Origin of the sequence: Siphonobacter sp., assembly GCF_048595215.1 — a bacterium.
In the GTDB taxonomy this organism is placed as follows: domain Bacteria; phylum Bacteroidota; class Bacteroidia; order Cytophagales; family Spirosomataceae; genus Siphonobacter.
The window spans coordinates 1-22693 of sequence record NZ_JBMDWJ010000025.1 but is presented as its reverse complement, the minus strand read 5'-3'; the positions used below and the strand labels follow the sequence as shown (position 1 = coordinate 22693).

Genomic DNA, 22693 nt, shown 5'->3' with positions numbered 1-22693 from the left:
AGAACTAGGCCCCTATCGCACCAGCACGCTCACCAGCACCAGCACCGCTGAAACGGCACTGATCACAATGGGTACCACGCGGTAGGTATTATCAGTCGAGGCAACCCGGGCCTGGTTGGGTTCCACGTAGACAATATCGTTTGGATGCAAATAGTAATAATGTGAGCTAAAGAAATCCCGCCGGTTGAGATAGAGGAGGGCAAAGGTCTTCTTGCCGTTTTCTTCCCGAATCACCAGCACGTTCTCCCGCTTGCCGTAGATGGTCAAATCGTTGGCCATACTCAAGGCCTGAAGCAGGGTCACCTGCTCGTTGTTGATCAAAAACAGGGAGGGGTGGTTGACTTCACCCAAGACTGAAATGCGAAAGTTCACGTTCCGCACGTTGACCGAGGGCTCTTTTAAGTACGCTTTGAGTTTATCCTTGATAAAGGCATTGACTTCCGAGCTGGTTTTGCCCGCGACAGCCACCTTGCCCAGCATGGGAAAATCAATCGAGCCGTCCTTGTTGACCACGTAACCCGGCTGGTAGGCCAGCGGGTTGGCCGAGGAGTTCAGCCCCTGACCCTGGATGATGGCCTGGGACTCGGGCAGATTAAAGACGGCCGAGGCCTCGGGGTTCAGACTGCTGACGGTAATCGAGAGCACATCTCCCACCTGCACGCGGGGCGTGTACTGTTGAGCAATGTTCAACGAATCAACGGTCGTGTTGGGGCCCTCCTGAAAAAGAGCTAGGTTCTTCGAGGATACACAACCCGTAAGTAGACCACCTACTAGTATAACCACTGCAAGTTTTCCTACAGTAAACAATCGACTCGTATTTACGGAGTTATTACTATAAAATGTTTTAAGAAAGACAAAAAGGCTGGTTTGCATAGACTGCTGTTTCAAGAAAGTACAATTTTTTGTTAACTACTAAGATTGAGAATAATTGTTTCGAAAAAACGGAACTTTAGCAGCACAAAGCAAGAAAATACCTTTAAATGGTTACGGTTCATAATCCGGACTTGATGGACACCAAAGATATTCATGCTTTGAAGTCAAATTCCTAACATTCGTTATTTAATGAAAATATTAGAAAAATGCTAAAACCTGCATCCTTTACAAAAGTGTCGCATTACGCAGAGGCTGCGTTTTTAGAAGTTTATAATCGGATAGATCGAACAAACGCTCAAAGCGGGGCAAGTCAGCCGGACGATGGATGTCGCTTCCAATAAAATCTGCCCATTCGTTTTGTAACAGGATTTTTCCCTGTTTACGAGCCTGATCACCGTATTTGCCCGTCAGTGACATCGCATTGATTTGCAGAAGACAACCGGCTTGTCGATGTTTTTCGAGTTCAGCTTCGAAGTTATGGTAGTATTTATAACGCTCCGGATGGGCTAGTATGGGCGTATATCCAGCGGCCTGAATACGAAAGATTAGGTCTGTCAGGTGTAAAGGAGCGGAAGACCAAGCCGTCTCCACGAGTAAATACTTTTCCGCACCAAAACTCAGTACCTCTCTTTTGTTTAAAAGATCCAAGAAGAAGTCATCAAGCAGGTATTCGGCAGCAACTTCTACCGTCAAAGGCAGACCATGTTCCTTCACCAGGGCTTGTAATTGTTCTTGCCCCTGAAGCAGCTGCTCGGGCTTATTGGGAAAGTAATCTCTACTGATATGCGGCGTTGTTACTACTTTTTCGATGCCCCATTCGGCATATTGCTTCAAACAAGCTAATGAATCTTCCCAAGTAGAAACGCCATCATCTACCCCGGGGATTAAATGGGAGTGAATATCAACTTTCCAAAAGCAGTCTTTGACCGGTTCTCCCTCGATTGGTTTGGCGGGAAAAAATCGATTTTTCAAACGCTGCCATATGCTATCAGAGCTCATGGATTTAACTATAGTACGAACATCCGATGGGCGGGATGCTTCCTTCTCCCGTAGAGACGAAATTTCATGACCAGTCGGAATGGGAACTGTTCCTTGTTCAGAATGCGAAACTAGTTCATCAATTTCCGTAATCATAATATAGTGGGCGGTTAGATGGCTCTCCACTCCATTCGAAGCGAAGCTCAATAGCATTTACAAACGAGTTAAATACTCCATGAGATACGCATAAAGGCATTTTTAGCCCTTTGCTACATCTGTACTAGTACATTTAAAAATTTTAAAAAATCGAATCGGTACGAAAATTTGCGAAATCCCGTACGTAAGACTTATTACTCGTAGAATCAATAAAGAAACGTCTCAACGTCTACGATTAAACCGTTTTAATTGGGCGACAATAAGCAATGGCTTATCATATAAAACTACGTAGATCTAGAAGACTTGGATGTATAAAGAAGAATTTTTTTAAAAAAGTCATCGCTTCATTTTTTAATTCTGCTTTACACGCTTCCTATAGCTATTAGGTCGACCTGTTGATATTGAAAAAATTATACCACTGGAAATTACTGCAAGCTAATGTCCCAATACCTATTTTTTTAATATGCGTTCAATCAGTACGTTAGTAGATCATCCTACACATATCATTTTATATTTTATTTATTTTATTGAAATAGTACAAATCACATTTAGTAAAGACAATCGCTTTAAGTGAGGCTTTACGGGATTTAAAGATTCATGGTTCTTGATAAGAGTAAACGTACACTTCCCATTTACTCTTGAAACATTCACCTTATAAACAAAGCACTTCGGATTTTACGAAGTGCTTTGTTTATGCATAACAAGTCAATTTTTACATCTTTTTAGCAGGGTTCCCAAAGACTGTAGCTCCTGCTGCAATATTCTCAATAACGACTGAACCAGCCCCAATACGGGCATTTTTTCCAATCTCTACGCCCGCTACAATAGTTACCCCCGCACCAATGAAGGTGTTTTCGCCAATTTTTGCCCCCGTGCCAATAATACTCCCCGCACCAACTTGCACGAAATCCTCAAGTTCAGCTTCCGTATCTACAATGGCTCCAGCGTGTACCAAACAATGGTTATTCACCTTGGAAAAGGGTTGAAGAATAACTCCGGCAGCTACAAGATTTCCGTGACCTACGTGAGCATCTTCGGAAATAATCGCGGATGGATGTACGGCATTCACGGGTTGTACCTGCTGCGTTTCGTGAAGAAACTCAACCAGACTCTTACGTTCCGTACGATCTTCTACCGCTACGAATGCTTCGCATTTCTGTCCAATGAGCTTCGTAAAGCCTTCATTATCCGTAGCACCGAATACGGAGATATCCCCGATTTCGGTGCCGTGTGTGGTTTCATCATCGTCCAAAAAGCCATACACGAGCACTTGATTACGATTAAAAATATCCAGGGCGGTTTTACCCAGGGTTTTAGCTCCAAAAATGAGAACGGGATTTTCCATACGCTAGCAATTAGTCATCTATAAGGGGTAATGCCTTACCGGGCAAAAATAGTTCATACCTAAAGGATTCCCACACCTACCGGTAAACTCCATAAAGCGTATGTCGACAAAAAATCCTGCCTTCCTTTTAACATTGCTTATTCCTTGCGTAAGTTTGCGATGAAAAGTCAGCCGTTTGCACGCGTTGACTTATCGAGAAGCGGGGAGAGACGGGCTCTGTGAACCGCTGGCAACCTATTCCATTTCAAAGGAACAAGGTGCTAATTCCTGCCTTGAAGAAGGTCTTCAGGGAGAGATAAGTGAAGCACTCTTTATGCAACGGACTACCCCATCGCCTGGGGCGGCATCTTGGCCCCACCTTTTAGTTCCTTTTCTGGCATCTACTCAGCCTACTAGGGCTTACTTCTCTTGTTGTTGGTTGCATACAGAATACCCACACGCTGGGATTCAACGCTTACTCTAAATCCTATTTATTTACTTTTCACGCATTAATTCTGCAACAACATGTCTGAATTACGTTTTGAAACGCTCCAGCTGCACGCGGGGCAACAGATTGATCCGACTACGAACGCTCGAGCCGTTCCCATCTATCAAACCACTGCCTATCAATTCAATGATTCTGAACACGGTGCTCGGCTCTTTGGTCTGCAAGAGTTCGGAAATATCTACACCAGAATTATGAATCCGACGCACGATGTGTTTGAAAAACGCATCGCCGCTCTGGAAGGAGGCGTTGCGGCCCTTTCTGTAGCCTCAGGACACGCCGCTCAGTTTATAGCCATCAATAATATTACGACCGTAGGTGACAACTTTGTTACTACTTCTTACCTCTACGGTGGCAGTTACAATCAGTTTAAAAACTCCTTTAAAAATATTGGTGTAGAAGCCCGCTTTGCCGATGGTGACAAAGTGGAATCCTTCGAACGCCTCATCGACGAGAAGACCAAATTCTTGTACCTGGAAACCATTGGCAATCCCGGATTTAACATTCCGGATTTCGAAGCTTTCGCAGCCCTGGCACAAAAGTACGATTTGCCTCTGATCGTGGATAATACCTTTGGTGCGGGCGGTGCCATTGCCCAACCGCTCAAACACGGAGCCCATATTGTCGTTAGCTCGGCCACCAAATGGATTGGGGGTCACGGAACGACCATGGGTGGCGTCATTGTCGACGGTGGTACGTATAACTGGGGCAATGGTAAGTATCCGCAGTTTACACAGCCTTCTCCCAGCTATCATGGCTTAGTGTTAAACGAGGTCTTCGGTTTGGGAGGACCCTTTGGTAATATTCAGTTTATCATCCGGGCTCGGGTGGAAGGCTTACGTGATTGGGGACCCGCTCAGGCACCTTTTAATAGCTTTTTACTACTACAGGGACTTGAAACGCTTTCCTTACGAGTCGAGCGTACCAACGACAATGCACTGGCCCTAGCCCAATGGTTACAAAACCATTCCGCCGTTGAATACGTCAATTATCCTGGCCTACCCAGCAGTCCTTATCATGAGCTAGCTCAGAAGTACCTGACTCGGGGCTTTGGGGGCGTTCTGACCTTCAAGTTACGAGCGGGAAAAGATGTCGCGGATCGTCTGGTCAACCACTTACAACTCATTAGTCACGTGGCTAATGTAGGCGACGCCAAAACGCTGATCATTCACCCCGCCAGTACGACACACTCTCAACTCTCGGAATCCGAACAGGCTAGTGCTGGGGTAGCACCGGGGCTATTGCGGGTATCCCTAGGACTTGAGCATATTGAGGATATCAAAGCCGATATTGAACAGGCCTTAGCCGCTGCTTTGGCTCAATAGCCAGAGCTATCTAATGCAAGAACGGGATTAGACCCGTTCTTGCTTAGGCATACACGTTTTACTATTAACGCTTTTAAAGTTGTCTGCTTTACAAATTTATCATTACCCGCAGGAGTTTTCACTGGAATGTGGTCAGGTACTGCCCGAAATTCAACTGGCTTATCACACCTTCGGAAGCCTTAACGCCGCTGCCGATAATGTGGTATGGATTTGCCATGCGTTGACGGGTAATTCGGACGTAACCGAGTGGTGGAACGGTCTAGTAGGTGAAGGCAAACTTCTCGATACGCGTCAATACTTTATTGTGTGTGCCAACGTGCTAGGGTCTGCGTACGGCTCTACTTCGGCTCTTTCGCTCAATCCCTTAACTGGAGAGCCCTATTACCAGGATTTTCCGTTGATTACTATTCGGGACGTAGTCCACAGCCTGGATTTACTACGGCAGCATTTAGGACTCACCCGCATTCGTATGCTGATAGGTGGTTCACTCGGGGGGCAACAAGCCCTGGAATGGGCTATTCAGCAACCCGATCTTTTCAAACAACTCATTCTGATCGCTACGAATGCTCGCATGTCTCCCTGGGGAATTGCTTTCAATGAATCCCAACGCATGGCCATTGAAGCCGATCAAACTTGGCAGGAGCGACGCCCCGACGCGGGTATACAGGGCATGAAGGCAGCTCGGGCCACGGCATTACTCAGTTACCGGAGTGCCGTGATGTACGAATTTACTCAGGCACGCGAAGAGTCAGTCCTTGAGTACTACCGGGCGAGTTCTTACCAGCGTTACCAAGGGGAAAAAATTGCGAAACGCTTTAATGCTTTTTCCTACTATACACTCTCTCAGATGATGGATTCCCATGATGTGGGTAGAAACCGCGGGGGAGCCATGACAGCCTTGAATCAAATCAAAGCCCAAACGCTCATCATTGGCATTCAATCCGATGTTTTATTTCCCGTAGAAGAGCAGCGGTTTTTGGCCCGCTACATTCCCAATGCCGAGCTGACGGAAATTGATTCGCTGTATGGTCACGATGGCTTTTTGGTGGAAAATGAATTGATGACCAAAACCATCCGTACCTGGGAGTTGTCCAATCAACTGGGGGCTTTCGAAGAAGAGGAAGAACTAATCATTCGCGATCGCGTACAAGTCGACGTTCGTAAAGGGGTACGTGAATACATTGCCGTTGACAATATTTCGTTTATAGCCCTCCCCTATACGATTCATTTAATCAATGGACATCGTATCGAATCAGATGTCGTACTCGAAAAAGTGAGTCAGGCCCTGCAGGAAAATTATGATTTTGGTCAGCTTACCACAGACCTGCCCCATATTTTAGCCAACCTTCGCCACATCCGCAATTTTGATGCGTCAACGCAGCGGATTTACCTAAGCGATGGACGCAGCCAAACGCTGCCTCCAAAGTTTCCGTTGAAATCATTGTAGTAAAAATTTCTCGATCGGAAGTTGTCTTTTGCTGATATTAAAGGAATTAAAATAAGGGTTAATTGACTAATAATGAAGCCTGTATCAGTAATTACACTACTGAATTTCAACGTAATTTTTTGATTCGGAATGCCCGCCAAAGACCTTTCACTGTGGCTATCTATTTTCAACAGTCTTAGTGTAATACAACCTTCCTTTTTCAATAACTAAGACGAAATAGCTCAACCTACCGACTCTGTACTAGTAGATCATCGGGCATACACCAGTATGTTCTGTAGAGAGTTATAGGCAAGCTTATTGGGTAAAGTCAATCCCCTAAAAACACAAATCCCGGGTACCCTTTTTAAGGATAGCCGGGAGCGCGCAAACCAATCCAATGGCGGCAGGAGAGGCTTATCAAACACTCATGGACCGCGTCAAGCATTTCCTAATGGAAACATAAAACACATATGGCGGTATGAGTTATAGGGTAAACGAGAACATTTTCCTTGGACAACGCCCTAAAGTAAACACATCAAGGAAGGAAAACCAAATAATTTTCACCTCGTTCGTCGACCTTTGCTTGCGTAAAATCTATTAAAAAATCGTGCTTAAGCGAGCCAGTACCTGCCTTCTTAGAGCTATGCCTTTGGCAGTCTGCTAATTACACAGTTCACACTAAAACGATTCTATTATTTGGTATAAATAATAGGTAGGGGGCTTTTTTGAGATCTTCTTCGTCGTTCCGAGCATAATTTTGCCCAACCCAAGTTACGAACTGAATCCATAGCTGCCTAGCTAATCTCATTACAGCGACTTTGCTGTTCACAACTATCACGTAACAATCGAACTAGGTGTTTGTACTACTATGCATACTTTTAGCCTCTGCTTTTTAGGAGTTAGGACCGGATGTAATTCATTGATAAAGAGAGCATTTTAAAGACATTGAGTAATACTAAGCATTTATATCCAATTCCAAAACTATCCAAGCCAAACGATTTCTACAAAACATGCTTTTATAAATAGAGTATCACTACAAAAGCAGTCTTTTATAGTAAAAATTTTCCAAAGTAGATCACTACGAAATCTGGCATGGACTTTTGTTAATACATTTTAAGGCTATACGTTATAAAATAAATGGATTCTTGTAAATGTCTTTTGCTAGTGAATCTATGCCTTTTATGCCTCGTATATGACTTATCGGTATATTAACTTACCCACGAACCTTTAATTCGAAACCGAATTATTCACGTCCTTTTACACGTATTCAACACGTACCATTAGTCCTTCACATCATTAGACTTGGGTCGCAGGAAGCCTATCGCCCTATGCTTTCACAAGTCTGATCATGTTTTTAATTCCCATTGGTAATCAGGTTTACTGCCTGACCTAGTAGCTCTATGTCCGCCAACACAACACTACTAGCAAGTAACCGCCATGAAAGCTATTCTATTTACCAGCCTAGCTCTGCTAGGCTCAGACGCCCTATGGGCTCAGGATTCCACTTACCACCGCCAGAATACACATGAGTACATCGGCATTACCGTCGAACATAGTCTCAAAAGTGGGTATAAGATGGATCAGGATTACGATTACTACGCTACACTTATTGAATTGGAATATCAAAAGCCCTTGATCAAAACGATCAAAAATAACATTGCATTGAACCTTCTATTTCAACCACAAGTGAACCTAGCTACTTACCGTGACTGGAAGGTTGAAACGTTGCAGGATTCCTGGGAGGCGGGTTTTAACGTGGGCGTTATTTTCCACGCTTACTTAAATGATCGGTCATCCCGCCGGTACTTTACGATCTCAAGTAGTACGGGCCCCCATTACATTCACGCGACGCCCGTACGCCAAGCACCAGGGTTTATTTTCTCTAATAATATCCGAATTGGTTTTCATTATCCCGTCTACCAACGCATCAATGCTGAAGTTAAAATAGGGGTTCGGCATGCTTCCAATGCAGGTTTAATTAGACCTAACCACGGACTTGATAACGTATTCGCGGGGCTTAAGCTCACGGTTGCATTGGGAAAACTTAACGATGAGGATTGACCAACGAAAAAGCCTATCCATAACATGGATAGGCTTTTACTCTAGAGATTTTTTAACCCGCCAAGATTAAAAAATGAGCGAAGAATTTTAATCACCCTAAATTATATACGTGGCTACTTATTGGCAAATCTTAAGTTAACAAACGTCAAATTGTGTCGACGAGTATCCATAAAACGTATATCAATATGCAATAAAATTTGTTTTATTATATACATAAAAAATACAAGTAATGACATGGATTTGTTCGCTACTACTTTACTATCAATTCTTTTTGCGGCTTTTTAGATCTCTTTACTTAAGTAATTTCCCCTACTTGATTAACAAAAGGACTAACGACTACAATAAAAAGTTTTTTAATTGATCCAGTTGAGCCTGTCCTTGCTTTAAAGCCTCCTGATTGGAAGACCATCCTTGATATGTTTCGGGCCAAATCGCCGTACGGTGGCGGTAGTAAAAGATTTCCCAGTTATCCCGAACGTTTTTAGCCCGAAAGATTTGATCCAGTACTTCTTCGACCAAAGCAAAGGACATTTTATTCAAATCTTTAGCCCACTCTTCATATTCACTTTGAATGCGGTCCAGACAATCTTCTACCGAATTGGTAATATAAAGCAGTATGTCCTGAGCGGAAGCATCGCGGGAAAGGTGAATGAAAATGAAATCCGGCTTGAGTATATCCAAGTGTTCCCGAATTTTAAAATGCAAGGCCCCCAGATACGAAACATGAAACTCTTTAAACCAGCGTAGAGGTATTTCCAAAGTGGGTAGCATCGCTACTTCCTGCAGTAACACTTCTTCAAAGGACAAACCCTTTGCGGACAAACCCCGCAGGCGGCCTTCCTGCTGCATCCGATCAAAGATCCCCTGCTTGACCTGATGAAGTCCCTGATTCAGGGTGTCGCCCAAGGTTAAGAATTCTCGCGTAATGAACGTCCGATACTCGTTGAGGTAGATCTCATACGTTTTGTTGTAGGAGCCCAACGAATGGTGGGTAAGTTCAATGGTCTGCGTCGACAGAGCGGCTAAATGACGCCGACACGCTTCCTGAATAGAATCAAACTTTTCCTGCATGGGCAAATTAGGCACATGACGAGCCTGATCGAGCCCCTTTAAATGCTCCTGGCAAGCATTGGTTAGCTCCTGCCACACCTCGTTAAACAGGTTTTTAAAAAGAGGGAAATCCGTCATAACATTCGTTCTAACTATGTAATTCGTTAACTGAGCAAGCCTCTGCTAGGCCTGGCCCAGGAAGTCATTTCTCTACCGTGTCTACTCGGCTTTTAAGCAGGTTCTTGCCAACTAGTCCTGAAAAGGATGATCGCTGGTGATAAGTTCTTTTCTCAATGCTTTTGAATCTGCATAAAGCCTTCGTTAATTACTTTAAACTCGGGCAGGGTTGCAAACGGCTGCCCTAACTGCCGGGAGTAGGTTTTCAGATAATGTACGCCTCGAAACAAGTTTCTAAAAAACCCCATCACACCATAGCTTCGCCGGAGATAGTAGAGTTCGAAGATAAAGCTTAGTAAATAAACCAAGGGATATTCGGTGTTGCGGGGATTGAACCGATGACGCTCCGTAACGCTGAAGACGGGTTGTAGGAGTTGATTGCTTCCGCCCCGGGTGAAATACATCAGTTGGCTGCTTCCTAACGTCTCAATCGGAATAATGGCTACGCGTACGAGGCTTTGCTGCGTTAGAAAATCAATGATGGCCGCGTATACCTCACTTATTTTTTCCATCACTTGCTGAGCCCCTTCCCGAGTACCTACGTACGTTTCCGCTTTGGTAGGAATGAAAACTACTAAGCGTGGTTCTGTAAGGTCAGCAAACGCCTGGGAGAGAATGCTCAGTATAGCTTGCTGATCGTGGTTACCGCGGATGTCATTCATCAAACTCGCCGCATCTACAGGAATGAATATAGCCGTGGATAGATCCACATAGGCGGATACGCGGTCCGGATTTTCCTGCAACCATTCGCCGGGTAGATCAACAAAACGAAGGGTCAAGAAGGGATCATCCGAAGGGTGAGCAATGTCTAGGGTATACTCACCGACCTCAGCCGTTGACTGAATACCATCCCGATAGCCAATGGTACCTTTACTAAGCGTAGTGACTAATTTTTGTTTTTCCTGGTTTAAGGCCTGTTCAGCCTCAGCATCTAAATTAAATTCCAGAGGGATATTGGTCAGGAAATCTTTTTGAACGGCGTCTACTAACGAGGATAGATAGGTGGTCTTTCCCTCCCCGGAAGGGGCCAGCATGGTAATCGTAAAAGTAGAATGCATACGGCGGTCATAAATTTAACGATGCGTGAGTTTTAATAAGAGATAAACCGGCGGTACCCTCGCACATACTATAGCGTCTGGTGCAGCACTGCTGCCCATCCAGGAAAGCGTAATTCCAGTTCCTAGCTAAGTAGGACCTCTACAGGAACAGCAACGTATCCTAATGACATTTGCCTATAACAAAAATATGCATTTCGCTGTAAGACCCTTATACGTTAGGTAAATAAATAATATTTCTTCCGAATACTCACCCTTAATGGATAGAGTCCTTAGGTTTATTACTTAAATAAGAATATTCACTAATATGGGCTCAAATACTCTATTTTAGCTTCATTTAACGTAGGTATTGCCTCGAAAGGTGAGGAGTTTAGCTTCTATCGCAAATAGGTTGCGGGATTGTTTGCTATCACTCACGAATCCAAGAATCATCCAGCGACAACTAGTTAACTGTATAGCGTCATCAGGACTTACCTGCTAAACGGTTCGTTCCGGGTAAGGGTATGTATCTAGTTTAGTACCGCCACCCGTTACGCCCCCAAATCATTACACAGTAGATATTACCTGACCTACTATGACAGTGTCCATTTCCCTAAGACAGACCAAAGATTACTTGAGGAGCGGGCAGAACCCTCTGGTGTGAACAACTAGCCCTTGAATCGTATACGTAATCGTACGGGCTTGTCACCCAAAGACGGGGACGCAGAAAGTACGGCTTATACCCGGTGTGCTAAAACGATTCATTAGCGGAGATAGGACCCTGATACGCCAATATGCATTTACGATAAATTCGCTACCGGGACGCCACGTTAAGCCATAAAAAACTCCTCGCACCCGGCGGAACGAGGAGTAGGTAAGTTGGCGGACTTCCCTTCGAGGCAGGTTAATTCAGTAAACACTTTCTCATACGGGCACTTGCATACAAATCTTTCGACTATCGTTGGCCTACTTGGCGGTGTAGCTTTTAAAAAGGTTCCTGTATTTAAAAAACACAGGAACACTTGCCAAACTATATCTTTTGTGCTCGCCCGCACGCCAGATTATTACTCACTGGTTAACTACCTTCAGCTCTTTTCACACCGCTGCGTACAGGTTTATGACTAGGTAGAGATGGATTCAGTTGTAGATTCTATCGGTCCATTCAGGCCCGGGAGAAAGGCTTATCCTGTAAAGGTGTAACCCTCCAAAATAATGACAAACTTCACCCCATGGCTTTACCATACGGGTAGTAACACTAAAAGCTAATGGGTTACATGAAATGAATTCATTCTAGATTCCCATAGCTCGCTCCTCAGGACTGCATGCATCCTCGGCTAACTGGCTCAATCGGTACTTCTGGCGGCATGTTTACTAAGGTCCGATTGGTTAGCTACTTAAGCTGTCGATTTCTTGCAACAAAATAACACAAGTTTTAAAGCTCACACAATCGTAATAATTGGAGTTTATCCTCCAATTATTTTCGATATTTAGTAAACAACGATTTTACGCTTTCGTACCTTTTAAAGATTAGCATGACTTCCTATTAATTTCTAACCACGTTTGATGTCGAATCACTTCGTACTCGACTTTACCGATTAGAATATGGTGATACGTCTTTCGACCCATTTCTTTCATAATATCCTTTTTCTTATGGGCTAAAGCATAGGATAGAAAAGGAATCATGGCTCGCTTTGCGAAAGGCAAGGAATGAATCAGTTCCTGAATCATTAAATGCTGCCCAACAAGAACTTCGAGGGATTTTGAAGATTTCATAGATCTATTATTAAAGGTGGAAAAATGTTAAAAAATTCAATTATTACTCAATATAAGTAAGCTAAAAATGTAAAAACCAATAACTATTTAAGAGAGAAAAAATAGATATAAAATAATATTATTAACTTTAATCAATTACATTAAGTAAACTAAAAGATCCTTTTTTCTATGGATGTAGTAATAGCTTGTAGAACTACAATTTGTATTGGCAACAAGTGCGATCCAACCATCTTTACCCATTGCGATGTATTTCCAAGCTGACCAAAAGCTGACTAGGCAAATCAGGTAACTGGCTAGGTCAGTACAGACGAGTCTTGATACGCTAGAAAACTCCTTGGGCCTTCAGCTTAGTGTAGTTGACTGGTGGTGAATTTCGAATCTTGGCTACCTGCGTAGCTTAGTCCCGTCCAGCTTCCCCTCGAGGCAGGAACCAGCCGAGGTAGCGATTGGTAAGCAACGGAATCTGGCCAAGATCGATGCTGAAGGATAGTCCTATTTAGCGAGGTAAGGCTATCGCGAATAGCGGCTAATCGACTGAACCTTTGACCCTCTGGACTATGGATCAGAACAGAATCCGCATAGGCTTGAGCTTCTTTTAGCTGATCGGCTTGAACCAACGCATGGACCTGATTGAGGTGAATGAATTCGGCCTCTTTTGCCGCTTTTATTTGAAAATCTTCATAAGAAATCAGGTAACATGATCCGAAAACACCCATACCGAACAAAAGAAAAATCAGAAAAGACAAGTAATTATCTTTAGCTTCGTTGGGGTCTGGATTGTCAAAGCAAGGTTGCAAGGGTCGGGAAGGATCGCCTGACAAAGCGGGCGGTAAATGAGGGCTCTTAGAGCTTTCGGCACGCTGTTTTAGGAGACGACGTACGAAGGCAGCAGATGGATCGGCGGACATCTGGATGATTAGTTAAGGTGGGTATTAATACTGGGTTAATTAGCAATTCCTTTGCTCTAAAAGAGTACTAGAGATGGCCTAAAGATAAGGCCTGTACTAAACAAAATGAATCAATTTTTTCATTTTGTTTATAAGTAAATAAAATAAGTACATTGCTTACGTATAAAGCATTAAAAAGGATACTTGAAAATCGAGGCAATCTAATGACTAAGCTTTAACCAGTGCTTCTTTTTTCTCTGCTACGAATACCTTATCTTTATCCCCACTTTACCAGTATGCAAGCGGAAGATCTTTTATAAAGATTATTACTCCCTAGAGACTAGATGCCGTTTTGCCCCAGCATCCTTCTTTTCTAGTCAGAGGCTGTCAACCCTTCAATACCGTCGATCACCCTACCTAAAACGGCTTTACCTAAGCCCACGAAAAGATCTCATTCGGTTTTTTCTCGGATGTGTATGGTCTCCATTTTTTGAGTTTATTATTCTTAACCCAATACCTTATCCCTTTGTCAAACCATTATTGATTATGTTTTCCATTCTTGTTGCTGATGATCATTCCATTGTGAGGCATGGCGTTCAACACTTGTTAAAATCGTTCCTTCCATCCGTGATTATCTCGGAAGCCGAAACTTTTAAAAAAGCCTTGTACTTACTCGAACAGCAGCGTTTTGACCTCGCAATCCTGGATATTCATATCCCCGGAGGGGACAACGTAGCTATGATTTCGAAATTACAGGCCAAACAAGCGGACCTGAAAGTACTCATCTTTTCCAGTTACGAAGAACGATTGTATGCCATGACCTTTATGCAAGCCGGTGCAGACGGTTATTTATCGAAGGATGCCTCCAATCAAGAGTTTGAGCGGGCCGTAAAGACCATACTAGCCAATCATAAATATTTGAGCAAGCACGTGAAGGAAGAAAGCCTCCATCAGGTGATGTCTTCAGGAGGTACCTATACACCGGCGATTCAATCCCTATCCAAGCGAGAAAGAGAAATCGCCCAATTATTACTGACGGGAAAGAGTACCTCTGAGATCGCCATTATTCTCAATGTACACATCTCCACGGTAAGTACGCATAAGAGTAATCTCTTTGAGAAGCTCAACATTCAAAATATGCTTCAACTGAGTAGCCTCTTCAAAGTGAATCAACGGGATGAGTCCGAGTAAGGAAGCTCGGAGACAGCTTTTCCTGTACCAATGAAATAATTTCAGGGCACCTTCGTAGGCCCAAGGCTTACGAAGGTGCTTTTAAGTCAAACACCCAAATCGTTCCGCTGGAGTGGCTACGTACGCGAGTGGGAATCTTTAACGAATGCGTAAATTCTTTAATCAATACCAGACCCAAACCTACTTGTATCTGCGGGGAAAGCTCCTGGCGACTACGCTCGGAATTAATCCAGTCCACTAAGGCTTGCGGCATACCACCGCCCGTATCTTCAATGACTAGCCGGATTCCTTCTTCCCAAGGTTCCGTAGAAATTTGAATGAGACCTTCCCAACACGCTTTTACGGCATTGTCGAGTACATTATGCAGAATGATTTCTAATTGTACCTGATTGCTTTTTACCCATAAGCCAGCGGACACCTGGTTGATAAGCCGGGTTTGGTTGGCTTCGGCAATGGGTAGAAATAAGGCAACCTTGGCAGCAATGAGTACCGATACGTCCACGGGCTGCTCGATACCGGGTTCCATTTGTGCCTTGATTGAGGCTAATAACGAATCCATTAAGCGATAGGATTGAGCCGAAGACTGCTCAATGGCACGGCTGGTTTCCAAAAGCTCAGGCGTTATCGCTTCTTTTTCTAGACCTTTTCTCAGCATGCGGCTCACCTGATGTAAGTACTTCAAGGGGGTACGAACGTCATGACTAATGACCTTCAGGAATCGATCCTGAATAATCATCTGCCAGTTTAGCTCCTCTTTAAAGTTTTCCAACTCTCGTAAGGTATGACGCAATTGGCGAGTTTGCTTGGCCACGTGCAGGCGTAGCACTTTGTTATTACGCTCCAACCATCGGGTTCTCAGGTGAACCAAGCCTTGAATGGCCACCGCCAGCAAAACGATCAGACCCAGCCTTACCCAGCCCAACTCATACCAGAGCGGCTCAATGATCAACAGCAGGCGTTTTCGAACGTGGGGCCGCCCCATTCCATCGACTTGTCGAATGACCAGCCAACAGGGTCCGGCAGAAAAGTGGTGCAATAGTTTGAGTTGATCCGTATATGACGTTTCCCAGGTTGATACTTCCGCGTTAGGTTCTTCCAGGCGGTACTCGTAGGCTAGTGCTTGCAAATGTCCAGCGTAAGGACTAATCAGATCCAATTCCAAAAATTGTCGCCCTGACTTTACGTACAGAGTATCTCGCACCGACAGGGGTACGCGGTTTACAGCCAGACGATCAATAAATAAGGGCTGCTTAGCGGAAGACGAAGGAATCTTGCCGGGATTAAACCAAACCATTCCTTGCAAAGACGGCAGTGAAATGTAACCATTAGGCAGCAAGAGCCCACAGGGTTGACAGCCCCCGTTAAATTCATTGGTTAACAAACCGTCCTGCGTATCGTAATGGCGGTAATACACTTTTTCCGTTTTTCCCGCCGCATAACTCAGTAATTGCTGGATCGAGGTTTGAAAAAGACCTTTATTGGTAGGAATCCAAAAACACCCATGCTGATCCTGCACTAAGCAGTGGGCGTTGCGTAAATACAAGTTAGCATCGAGCGGAAAAGACGTGTATTTTCCCTGCTTCAAAAGAAAGAATCCCTGACCATCCGTCGTACCCCAGATTTCTCCCGGTCGGCGAATGTAGAGACTCTGTACATGGGTGTCCCGCAGCAGCGTATCCAAACGCCGTTGCTTAAGGTGCACGCGGTAGAGGCCCTTTACCGTACCCAGCCACAGATACTTCTCGGACTCTTGAGCCAGCACACTCATGCGTTGGAGAGTCATACGTAAAAACAAGGAGAGTCGGGGTCGGGTCTGGTGCGGATTCAGCGTAAATAAGCCAATATTACGCACACCCACCCAGATTCGCCCATCCGCCCCCGCGTATAAACCCGTAATGACATTAGGAGCCTGCCAACGACCTTTCATCTGCGTACCATCTGGATTTAAGCAATAGAGCTCGGTCCGGTCTTTCACCCATAGATTCTTTCGCTGGTCGCGAATCAACAGACTTTTATTATCCGTTCGGGTCAGTCGTTTTAACAGAGGGCGTATGGAACCTGCGGGCGGAGTAAGTCCCAGTATATTGCCCTGAGCCGAAAGGACGGTTTGGTCCTGAAAAGGAACCTGAGCGTAGTAGACATTATCTGACGCACTACTGGGAAAAACCAGGGAGGAAAAGTACTGGCGGGAAAAGACATACAAGCCCCGGGTCTTGCTTCCCAGAAAAATGGAGCCCGTGGCATCGTGATAATAAAAACTGCCAATATCTTCCGCCACACAATTAAACTGACTTAGCAACAAATGCGTGTGTAAGGCACCAGAGGCACTACGCGTTAAGCGATACAGGTGCTCCCGTAAATACACGGCACCCTGACCCGTTAAGGGATTCCAGTACACGCGGCATTCGTGCTTGTGGTGCCGGTAGGCGGGATGATGAAGGATGTCGCCGCCTAATTCCTGGGGGACCGATCCCTCCGGCCGCACCCAGGTAAACGTTCCCGAAGGATTCCAGTAATAGAGTTGTTGATCTACGCAGAACAGGCGGCCAATGTGAGCGACGGCCCGGGTGGCAAAAGACCTGGGTTTTTGTCCAGCCAAACAACACTCGACCCGACCCTGGCGATACAAGTAATACGTTTGCTGACCAGCTGCTAACCCATAGGATTCATCCGCATTAATGGGTACGAACTGATCCGTTACCCCCGTAGCCATCCGAGCGGTTACGTAGGCTTTTAGGAAGGGTTGTTGTAGTAGCGTCCGTTCAAAGTTGGTATCGATTCGAGCCGTTCGATTTTCAATACGAACGTACGCTTTATCCTGCGTTAGTGCATATAAACGGGGGCCATTGTTAAATAGCGTAAGAATGCGATCACTCGGCAAGGGGAGTTTCGTACGATCGTAGATTTTAAATACCCTTCCATCGTAGCGAACCAGCCCTCCTTCCGTGGCCAGCCAAATAAATCCTTCTGCATCCTGAGTAATCGTCTTCACGCTGTTTTGAGGCAGCCCACTGGCATCGGTAAAATGCTCCTGATGATACGCTAAGACCTGGGGCTTCTCTTGTGCCATGCTCCCTAAGCTAAGGCATTGCAGCCACACGTACCAATAGCCAATTACCCGCCTTTTTCCTCGCATTCTTCTCTACTAATTTTCTTCTGTTAAGTGCTATTTCGTCCTTACTCAGGTCAGGCCTAACGTAGTTTTCCACTGCTGTAAGCCGGATTTCCAATGAATAAGCCATCGTAATCAATCACGTTTCTTGAAACCAAGCCGCTTATTTGGTTTGAAGAAACAACCTTACGTGAATGGTCTGCGGTTTTCCTTGGGCGGAAGGACAAAGGCTAACCTGAAAGCGGACCTAATTTTTTTACGTGGGTAAGAAGAGAAGCAGGAACGGCACTAGGCCGGTTCAATTAGAGCTAGGACCTTCGGCTTGGGTAAAAGTCGGTAACGAGAAGCACTTAATCGGGAATCAAGATTCCTTTCCAGGACAGGCTGAATCAACACGGCCAAGTAAGGCAGGCAGAGAGCTCGTACGGATGTCCGAAGCCTCGTAGGGGCAGGTTCGAGCGGCCAAGGCCTGACCCAAGCGTTCCCGCTTAGATCCATGGCTTTCTCTCCAGCGGTAGCGTCAAGCATCCTAATCAATAGCAGCGTTTGCATACATCAATACGTCGAGTAAGGGTTCTTAACGTTCAGCGGCGACGAAAGAATGGGCCTCCTTTTGGTTTCCGACTCGTGTTTAACTAGGAAGCAACTTGCCGTAACACTTGCCTTGGAACCGGGCCTTACCCCTTACTTAGTTTAGTAGGTACTGGATTCCTTCGGAAGCCCTTGGCAACTTTACCAAAGGTAGATAAAGACCTGCATACAAAATACTTCATCTATCGTTCCTACCTCTTTCTTCCTTTTCAAACGTATAGCTAAAAAACCCGCTAATCAGGGCGGGTTTCGGGTTTCGTTCGCTAGAGTCCAGAAAATAACTGGGAGTTTAGGGCTCGGCCATCCAAGGCCTGACCGATCAGATACGCTTGCCCGAAGCGGAGGCTCGGATGAGGGAGCCTAGGGATTACGTCCCAGAGATTGATTCATTACCCTGGGGCTTTCCACGAATACAGGTACAAAACACGAACTTCCCCTTACTGCATTCAATAGTATTCCTTGGATTTTATTCTCCAATTAGTTGGAGTAACCCAAGAGTAATAAGAAGGTGAGAAGAATCTACAGGGTTCAACGCCGTCAGAGTCCTGAATTTATCGCTGTTTCTCCGCTATGATCCGTGGCCAGGGCTTACTGTGAGGTACCATGAAGATAGCAGAAGCGAGTTCTACTGAGGAACATACTAAAGAGCAGACCTTAACAAAAACAGGCCTTTGATCGTTTAAGAAAATAGAACCCACCCTGGTGTTTTTCTGAAGGACTACTCCCCTTGCTTTTCATATCAGCTTTGATGACCTCACACCCACCCTTGGAATCTTCTCAATCCTTTTTATCCGGTGGCGGTGCCATGGGGGAACTCATACGGACTATGGACTGGTCGAAAACGCCGCTGGGCCCGCCGTCTACCTGGCCACAAAGTCTTCGTACCTCGGTTAGTCTATGCTTATCTTCCACCTTTCCTATCCTGATTGCCTGGGGTCCGGAAACGATTCAGATTTACAACGACAGCTACCGACCCATTTGTGGAGCCAAGCACCCCGAATCGATGGGGCAAAATTTCCGGATTTGTTGGGAAACAGCTTTACCCGTTGTAGGAGATGCCTTTACACGAGGTCAGCAGGGTGAAGGTACGTACATTAAAGACCAGCAAATGTTTTTAGATCGGAATGGCTATCTGGAAGAAGCCTTCATGACTTTTTCCTTTGCTCCTATCCGGGACGAATCCGGTGAGGTGGGCGGTATCTTTCACCCCATTACCGAAACCACCGACAAAATGCTCAGTGCCCGCCGAACGCAAGTGCTGCGGGATGTGGCCACGCGAACGAGTCAGGCCAAGAGCAACCCGGATATTTACACGGCCCTAAGTGGGCTCGATGAAAGCTTCGCTCTAGACCTTCCTTTTTTACTGTGTTATGAACGATTGCCCGATGGAGAGCAGGCCCGCCTGATGGCAAGCAGCCAGTCTGCCCCTCAGATACAGGTCTTACCTAACCTCATTCAAACCGATGCAACGGAGTGGCTTGGGGAAACACCTACGCTAAGGATCTTGGAAGATTTGCCCAATCGATTAGGAAGCTTCCAGGGAGCCGCTTTTCCTGAACCCGTCCATACGGCGGTACTGCTTCCCATTGTACTGTCAACCAAAGCACAGCCTTTGGGCTGGATTGTGGCGGGAGTAAGCCCCCGGCGAGAGCTGGATCAGGAATACCAGAATTTTTACGCCCTGCTGGCCAATACCATTAATACGGCCTTTTCTAATGTTTACGCCTACCAGGAAGAACAGAAAAAGGCCGAAGCCCTGGCAGCCATTGATCGGGCCAAGACGGCTTTTTTTAGTAATGTCAGTCACGAGTTTCGCACGCCCTTAACCCTCATGTTAGGGCCTTTGGAAGAACTACGGGCGGAGTCTTTATCCTGGACCCAACGCCAGAACCTGGAGACCACCCACCGCAATGCTCAACGGCTACTTAAGCTGGTCAATAACCTATTAGATTTTAGCCGCATTGAAGCACGCCGGACCCATGCCTACTTTCAAGCCACCGACCTCTTGGCTCTTACCCAAGACTTAGCCAGTAGCTTTCGCTCGATCATTGAAAAAGCGGGCATGCAACTCAACCTAGAGCTGGGTCCCTTACCGACCGTCTACGTGGACCCGGAAATGTGGGAAAAGATTGTCCTCAACCTGCTTTCGAACGCCTTTAAGTACACCCTACAGGGATCTATCACCGTCACCTTACGCCAGCAACAGGACCAAGCAGTACTTCGCGTAACTGACACCGGGGTAGGAATCCCTACCCGTGAGCTACCACACATGTTTGACCGCTTTCACCGGGTTGAAAACGCGGGCGGACGTACCCACGAAGGTACGGGCATTGGTCTTTCGCTGGTACAGGAACTGGTACACATGCACCAGGGTTCGATCCGCGTTGAAAGTATTGAACACAAGGGAAGCAGCTTCATCGTTACCGTACCCTTGGGAAGGGCACACCTTTCCGCTAGCGACATTCTTGATACGTCTGTCCAACCCGGCATGAGTGGTTTAGCGGGCACTTTTTTAGAGGAAGCCCGTAGTATCCTCGGTCAGGAAGAAGTGCCCGAACGTACCGCCGAGCACCCCGAACGGGATCCGCATACAACGGTACTCATCGTCGACGATAACGCCGACATGCGACAGTATCTGGTGCGGCTGCTCGATCCCTATTTTTTGGTTCGAACGGCTACGAATGGTGCGGATGCACTTCAGCAGTTACACGCCCACTCCATTGATTTAGTGCTGAGTGATTTGATGATGCCCGTCATGGATGGCAAGCAGCTACTGACCCTGCTCAAGGCTAACCCCGCTACGCAGTCTATTCCGCTGATTTTTCTTTCTGCACGGGCAGGCGAAGAAGCTCGCATTGATGGCCTGGAGGCGGGTGCCGATGACTATTTAGTGAAACCCTTTTCCAGCAAAGAGCTGCTCACTAAAATCCGGGCACAGATTAAAATTTCGAAAACCCGTTTGTTTGCAGCCAAGCAACTCCGGCGGCTAGTCGAACAGGCTCCCGTGGCTATTGCTATTTATGCCGGCCCTGAGTACATCGTGGATGTAGCCAACGCGGCTATGCTCCAGTTATGGGGTCGCCAGGCCCATCAGGTGATCGGCTTTCCTTTACTAGAGGCTTTGCCCGAGCTGAAGACCCAAGGCTTTGGACCGATCATGGGTCAGGTATACGCCAGCGGTGAGGGGTACGTGGCCGGGGAAATTCCCCTTACCTTGGCGGGTCGCGATACGCCCGTGTATATTCAATTAACCCTGGAAGCCCTACGCGAAGAATCGGGCCAGCCTACGGGTATCATTGCCATTGCCCACGAAATTACGCCCTTGGTTATAGCCCGGCAGCGAGCACAGCATCTGGCTACGGATTTAGAAGATCGGGTCGTTGAGCGTACACAAAAACTCGAAATTGCCAATCAGGAGTTATGGCGGGTCAATCGAGAACTTGAACAGTTTGCGTACATCTCGAGTCACGACTTACAAGAACCCCTCCGCAAAATCCAGGTCTTTGCCAACCTGATGCAGACCCGGCACTTCGTATCAGGTTTACAAGGGCAGGCCTATCTGGAAAAGATCATGCAATCGGCCGATCGCATGTCTCAGCTCATTAAAGATCTCCTGCAGTTTTCGCGTTTGACGCAGCCCGACGAACTTTTCACCGAAACGGATCTCAACTTGGTACTCGGCGAGGTACTACGGGATTTCGAAGCCTTAATTGCTGAAAAGGGTGCTCGCATTGAGTGCCCCTCGCCGCTTCCCCGGCTTCTAGCGATCCCTGTACAACTCAATCAGCTTTTTAGTAACTTACTGGGTAACGCCTTAAAGTTCACCACCGATCGTCCCCGTATTCAAATTAGCTACGACCCTACCCCCGTACTACCCACGGCCGTAAAAGCACCCCCAACCGATTACGTATGTCTACGCATCCAAGACAATGGTCCCGGCTTTGATCCAGCTTACGCCGCTCAGCTGTTTACCCTTTTCAAGCGACTGGATCCGGGGCAAACGGGTACGGGCATTGGTCTAGCGATCTGTAAAAAAGTGGCCGAAAACCACGGGGGGTTCATTACAGCTCAAAGCCGGGACGGTGCACAGTTTGACGTCTTCCTGCCTCGCCACCGCGTGCTGGAAGACTAGAATATAGTTCGGGATAATTGGAATGCGTAGGAAATGTTTAGGGATAGAGGGGTGTCAAATGACTCAAATTAGCTCTCTATTCATGAGTATAAGCCATT

The 22693-nt window shown here is 46.1% G+C and carries 12 protein-coding genes and 1 riboswitch; of the genes, 5 read left to right on the top strand and 7 right to left on the bottom strand.

Features of this window, described 5'->3' with window-relative positions; translation table 11 throughout:
• Positions 1–12: 12 nt before the first annotated feature.
• The 3 genes from ACOJTG_RS01435 to ACOJTG_RS01425 form a co-directional block, all read right to left on the bottom strand.
• Positions 13–783 carry a polysaccharide biosynthesis/export family protein gene (locus tag ACOJTG_RS01435; protein WP_420152174.1) on the bottom strand — a complete coding sequence of 257 codons (771 nt, stop codon included), beginning with the start codon at positions 781–783 and terminating at the stop codon, positions 13–15.
• 315 nt (positions 784–1098) lie between these two features.
• The gene (locus ACOJTG_RS01430) at positions 1099–2007 is read right to left on the bottom strand and encodes a tyrosine-protein phosphatase (RefSeq protein WP_420152173.1); all 909 of its coding nucleotides are present in this window, start codon (positions 2005–2007) and stop codon (positions 1099–1101) included.
• 712 nt (positions 2008–2719) lie between these two features.
• Positions 2720–3352, bottom strand: a complete 633-nt coding sequence (locus tag ACOJTG_RS01425; RefSeq protein ID WP_420152172.1) for an acetyltransferase — start codon at positions 3350–3352, stop codon at positions 2720–2722.
• Positions 3353–3538: 186 nt separating this feature from the next.
• A riboswitch (SAM riboswitch) is annotated at positions 3539–3654 on the top strand.
• Between the two features lie 202 nt (positions 3655–3856).
• Between ACOJTG_RS01425 and ACOJTG_RS01420 the strand changes: the two genes are divergently transcribed.
• The 3 genes from ACOJTG_RS01420 (at position 3857) to ACOJTG_RS01410 (ending at position 8648) form a co-directional block, all read left to right on the top strand.
• Positions 3857–5161 carry an O-acetylhomoserine aminocarboxypropyltransferase/cysteine synthase family protein gene (locus ACOJTG_RS01420; RefSeq protein ID WP_420152171.1) on the top strand — a complete coding sequence of 435 codons (1305 nt, stop codon included), beginning with the start codon at positions 3857–3859 and terminating at the stop codon, positions 5159–5161.
• Between the two features lie 79 nt (positions 5162–5240).
• On the top strand, positions 5241–6608 hold the full coding sequence (locus tag ACOJTG_RS01415; RefSeq protein WP_420152170.1) for a homoserine O-acetyltransferase family protein: 1368 nt from the start codon (positions 5241–5243) through the stop codon (positions 6606–6608).
• A gap of 1416 nt (positions 6609–8024) precedes the next feature.
• Positions 8025–8648, top strand: coding sequence for an acyloxyacyl hydrolase (locus ACOJTG_RS01410; RefSeq protein ID WP_420152169.1), 624 nt, complete (start codon positions 8025–8027; stop codon positions 8646–8648).
• 336 nt (positions 8649–8984) lie between these two features.
• Here ACOJTG_RS01410 and ACOJTG_RS01405 read toward each other — a convergent pair whose 3' ends face one another.
• The 3 genes from ACOJTG_RS01405 to ACOJTG_RS01395 form a co-directional block, all read right to left on the bottom strand.
• Positions 8985–9836, bottom strand: a complete 852-nt coding sequence (locus ACOJTG_RS01405; RefSeq protein ID WP_420152168.1) for a hypothetical protein — start codon at positions 9834–9836, stop codon at positions 8985–8987.
• Positions 9837–9988: 152 nt separating this feature from the next.
• A complete protein-coding gene (locus ACOJTG_RS01400) occupies positions 9989–10933 on the bottom strand; it encodes a TRAFAC clade GTPase domain-containing protein (RefSeq protein WP_420152167.1) in 945 nt (314 codons plus the stop codon).
• A 2096-nt stretch (positions 10934–13029) separates the two neighbouring features.
• A complete protein-coding gene (locus tag ACOJTG_RS01395) occupies positions 13030–13590 on the bottom strand; it encodes a hypothetical protein (protein ID WP_420152166.1) in 561 nt (186 codons plus the stop codon).
• 525 nt (positions 13591–14115) lie between these two features.
• On the opposite strand from ACOJTG_RS01395, the gene ACOJTG_RS01390 reads away from it, so the two are divergent.
• Positions 14116–14760, top strand: a complete 645-nt coding sequence (locus tag ACOJTG_RS01390; RefSeq protein WP_420152165.1) for a response regulator transcription factor — start codon at positions 14116–14118, stop codon at positions 14758–14760.
• A gap of 67 nt (positions 14761–14827) precedes the next feature.
• Here the strand turns inward: ACOJTG_RS01390 and ACOJTG_RS01385 are convergent, their stop codons facing one another.
• A complete protein-coding gene (locus ACOJTG_RS01385; protein WP_420152164.1) occupies positions 14828–17830 on the bottom strand; it encodes a two-component regulator propeller domain-containing protein in 3003 nt (1000 codons plus the stop codon).
• 1399 nt (positions 17831–19229) lie between these two features.
• On the opposite strand from ACOJTG_RS01385, the gene ACOJTG_RS01380 reads away from it, so the two are divergent.
• The gene (locus ACOJTG_RS01380) at positions 19230–22595 is read left to right on the top strand and encodes an ATP-binding protein (protein ID WP_420152163.1); all 3366 of its coding nucleotides are present in this window, start codon (positions 19230–19232) and stop codon (positions 22593–22595) included.
• Positions 22596–22693 lie beyond the last annotated feature (98 nt).

Coding starts and splice junctions, on each gene's coding strand:
- ACOJTG_RS01425 (WP_420152172.1), bottom strand. CDS start 3,352: ATGGAAAATCCCGTTCTCATTTTTGGAGCTAAAACCCTGGGTAAAACC.
- ACOJTG_RS01410 (WP_420152169.1), top strand. CDS start 8,025: ATGAAAGCTATTCTATTTACCAGCCTAGCTCTGCTAGGCTCAGACGCC.
- ACOJTG_RS01420 (WP_420152171.1), top strand. CDS start 3,857: ATGTCTGAATTACGTTTTGAAACGCTCCAGCTGCACGCGGGGCAACAG.
- ACOJTG_RS01395 (WP_420152166.1), bottom strand. CDS start 13,590: ATGTCCGCCGATCCATCTGCTGCCTTCGTACGTCGTCTCCTAAAACAG.
- ACOJTG_RS01385 (WP_420152164.1), bottom strand. CDS start 17,830: ATGGCACAAGAGAAGCCCCAGGTCTTAGCGTATCATCAGGAGCATTTT.
- ACOJTG_RS01405 (WP_420152168.1), bottom strand. CDS start 9,836: ATGACGGATTTCCCTCTTTTTAAAAACCTGTTTAACGAGGTGTGGCAG.
- ACOJTG_RS01430 (WP_420152173.1), bottom strand. CDS start 2,007: ATGATTACGGAAATTGATGAACTAGTTTCGCATTCTGAACAAGGAACA.
- ACOJTG_RS01390 (WP_420152165.1), top strand. CDS start 14,116: ATGTTTTCCATTCTTGTTGCTGATGATCATTCCATTGTGAGGCATGGC.
- ACOJTG_RS01400 (WP_420152167.1), bottom strand. CDS start 10,933: ATGCATTCTACTTTTACGATTACCATGCTGGCCCCTTCCGGGGAGGGA.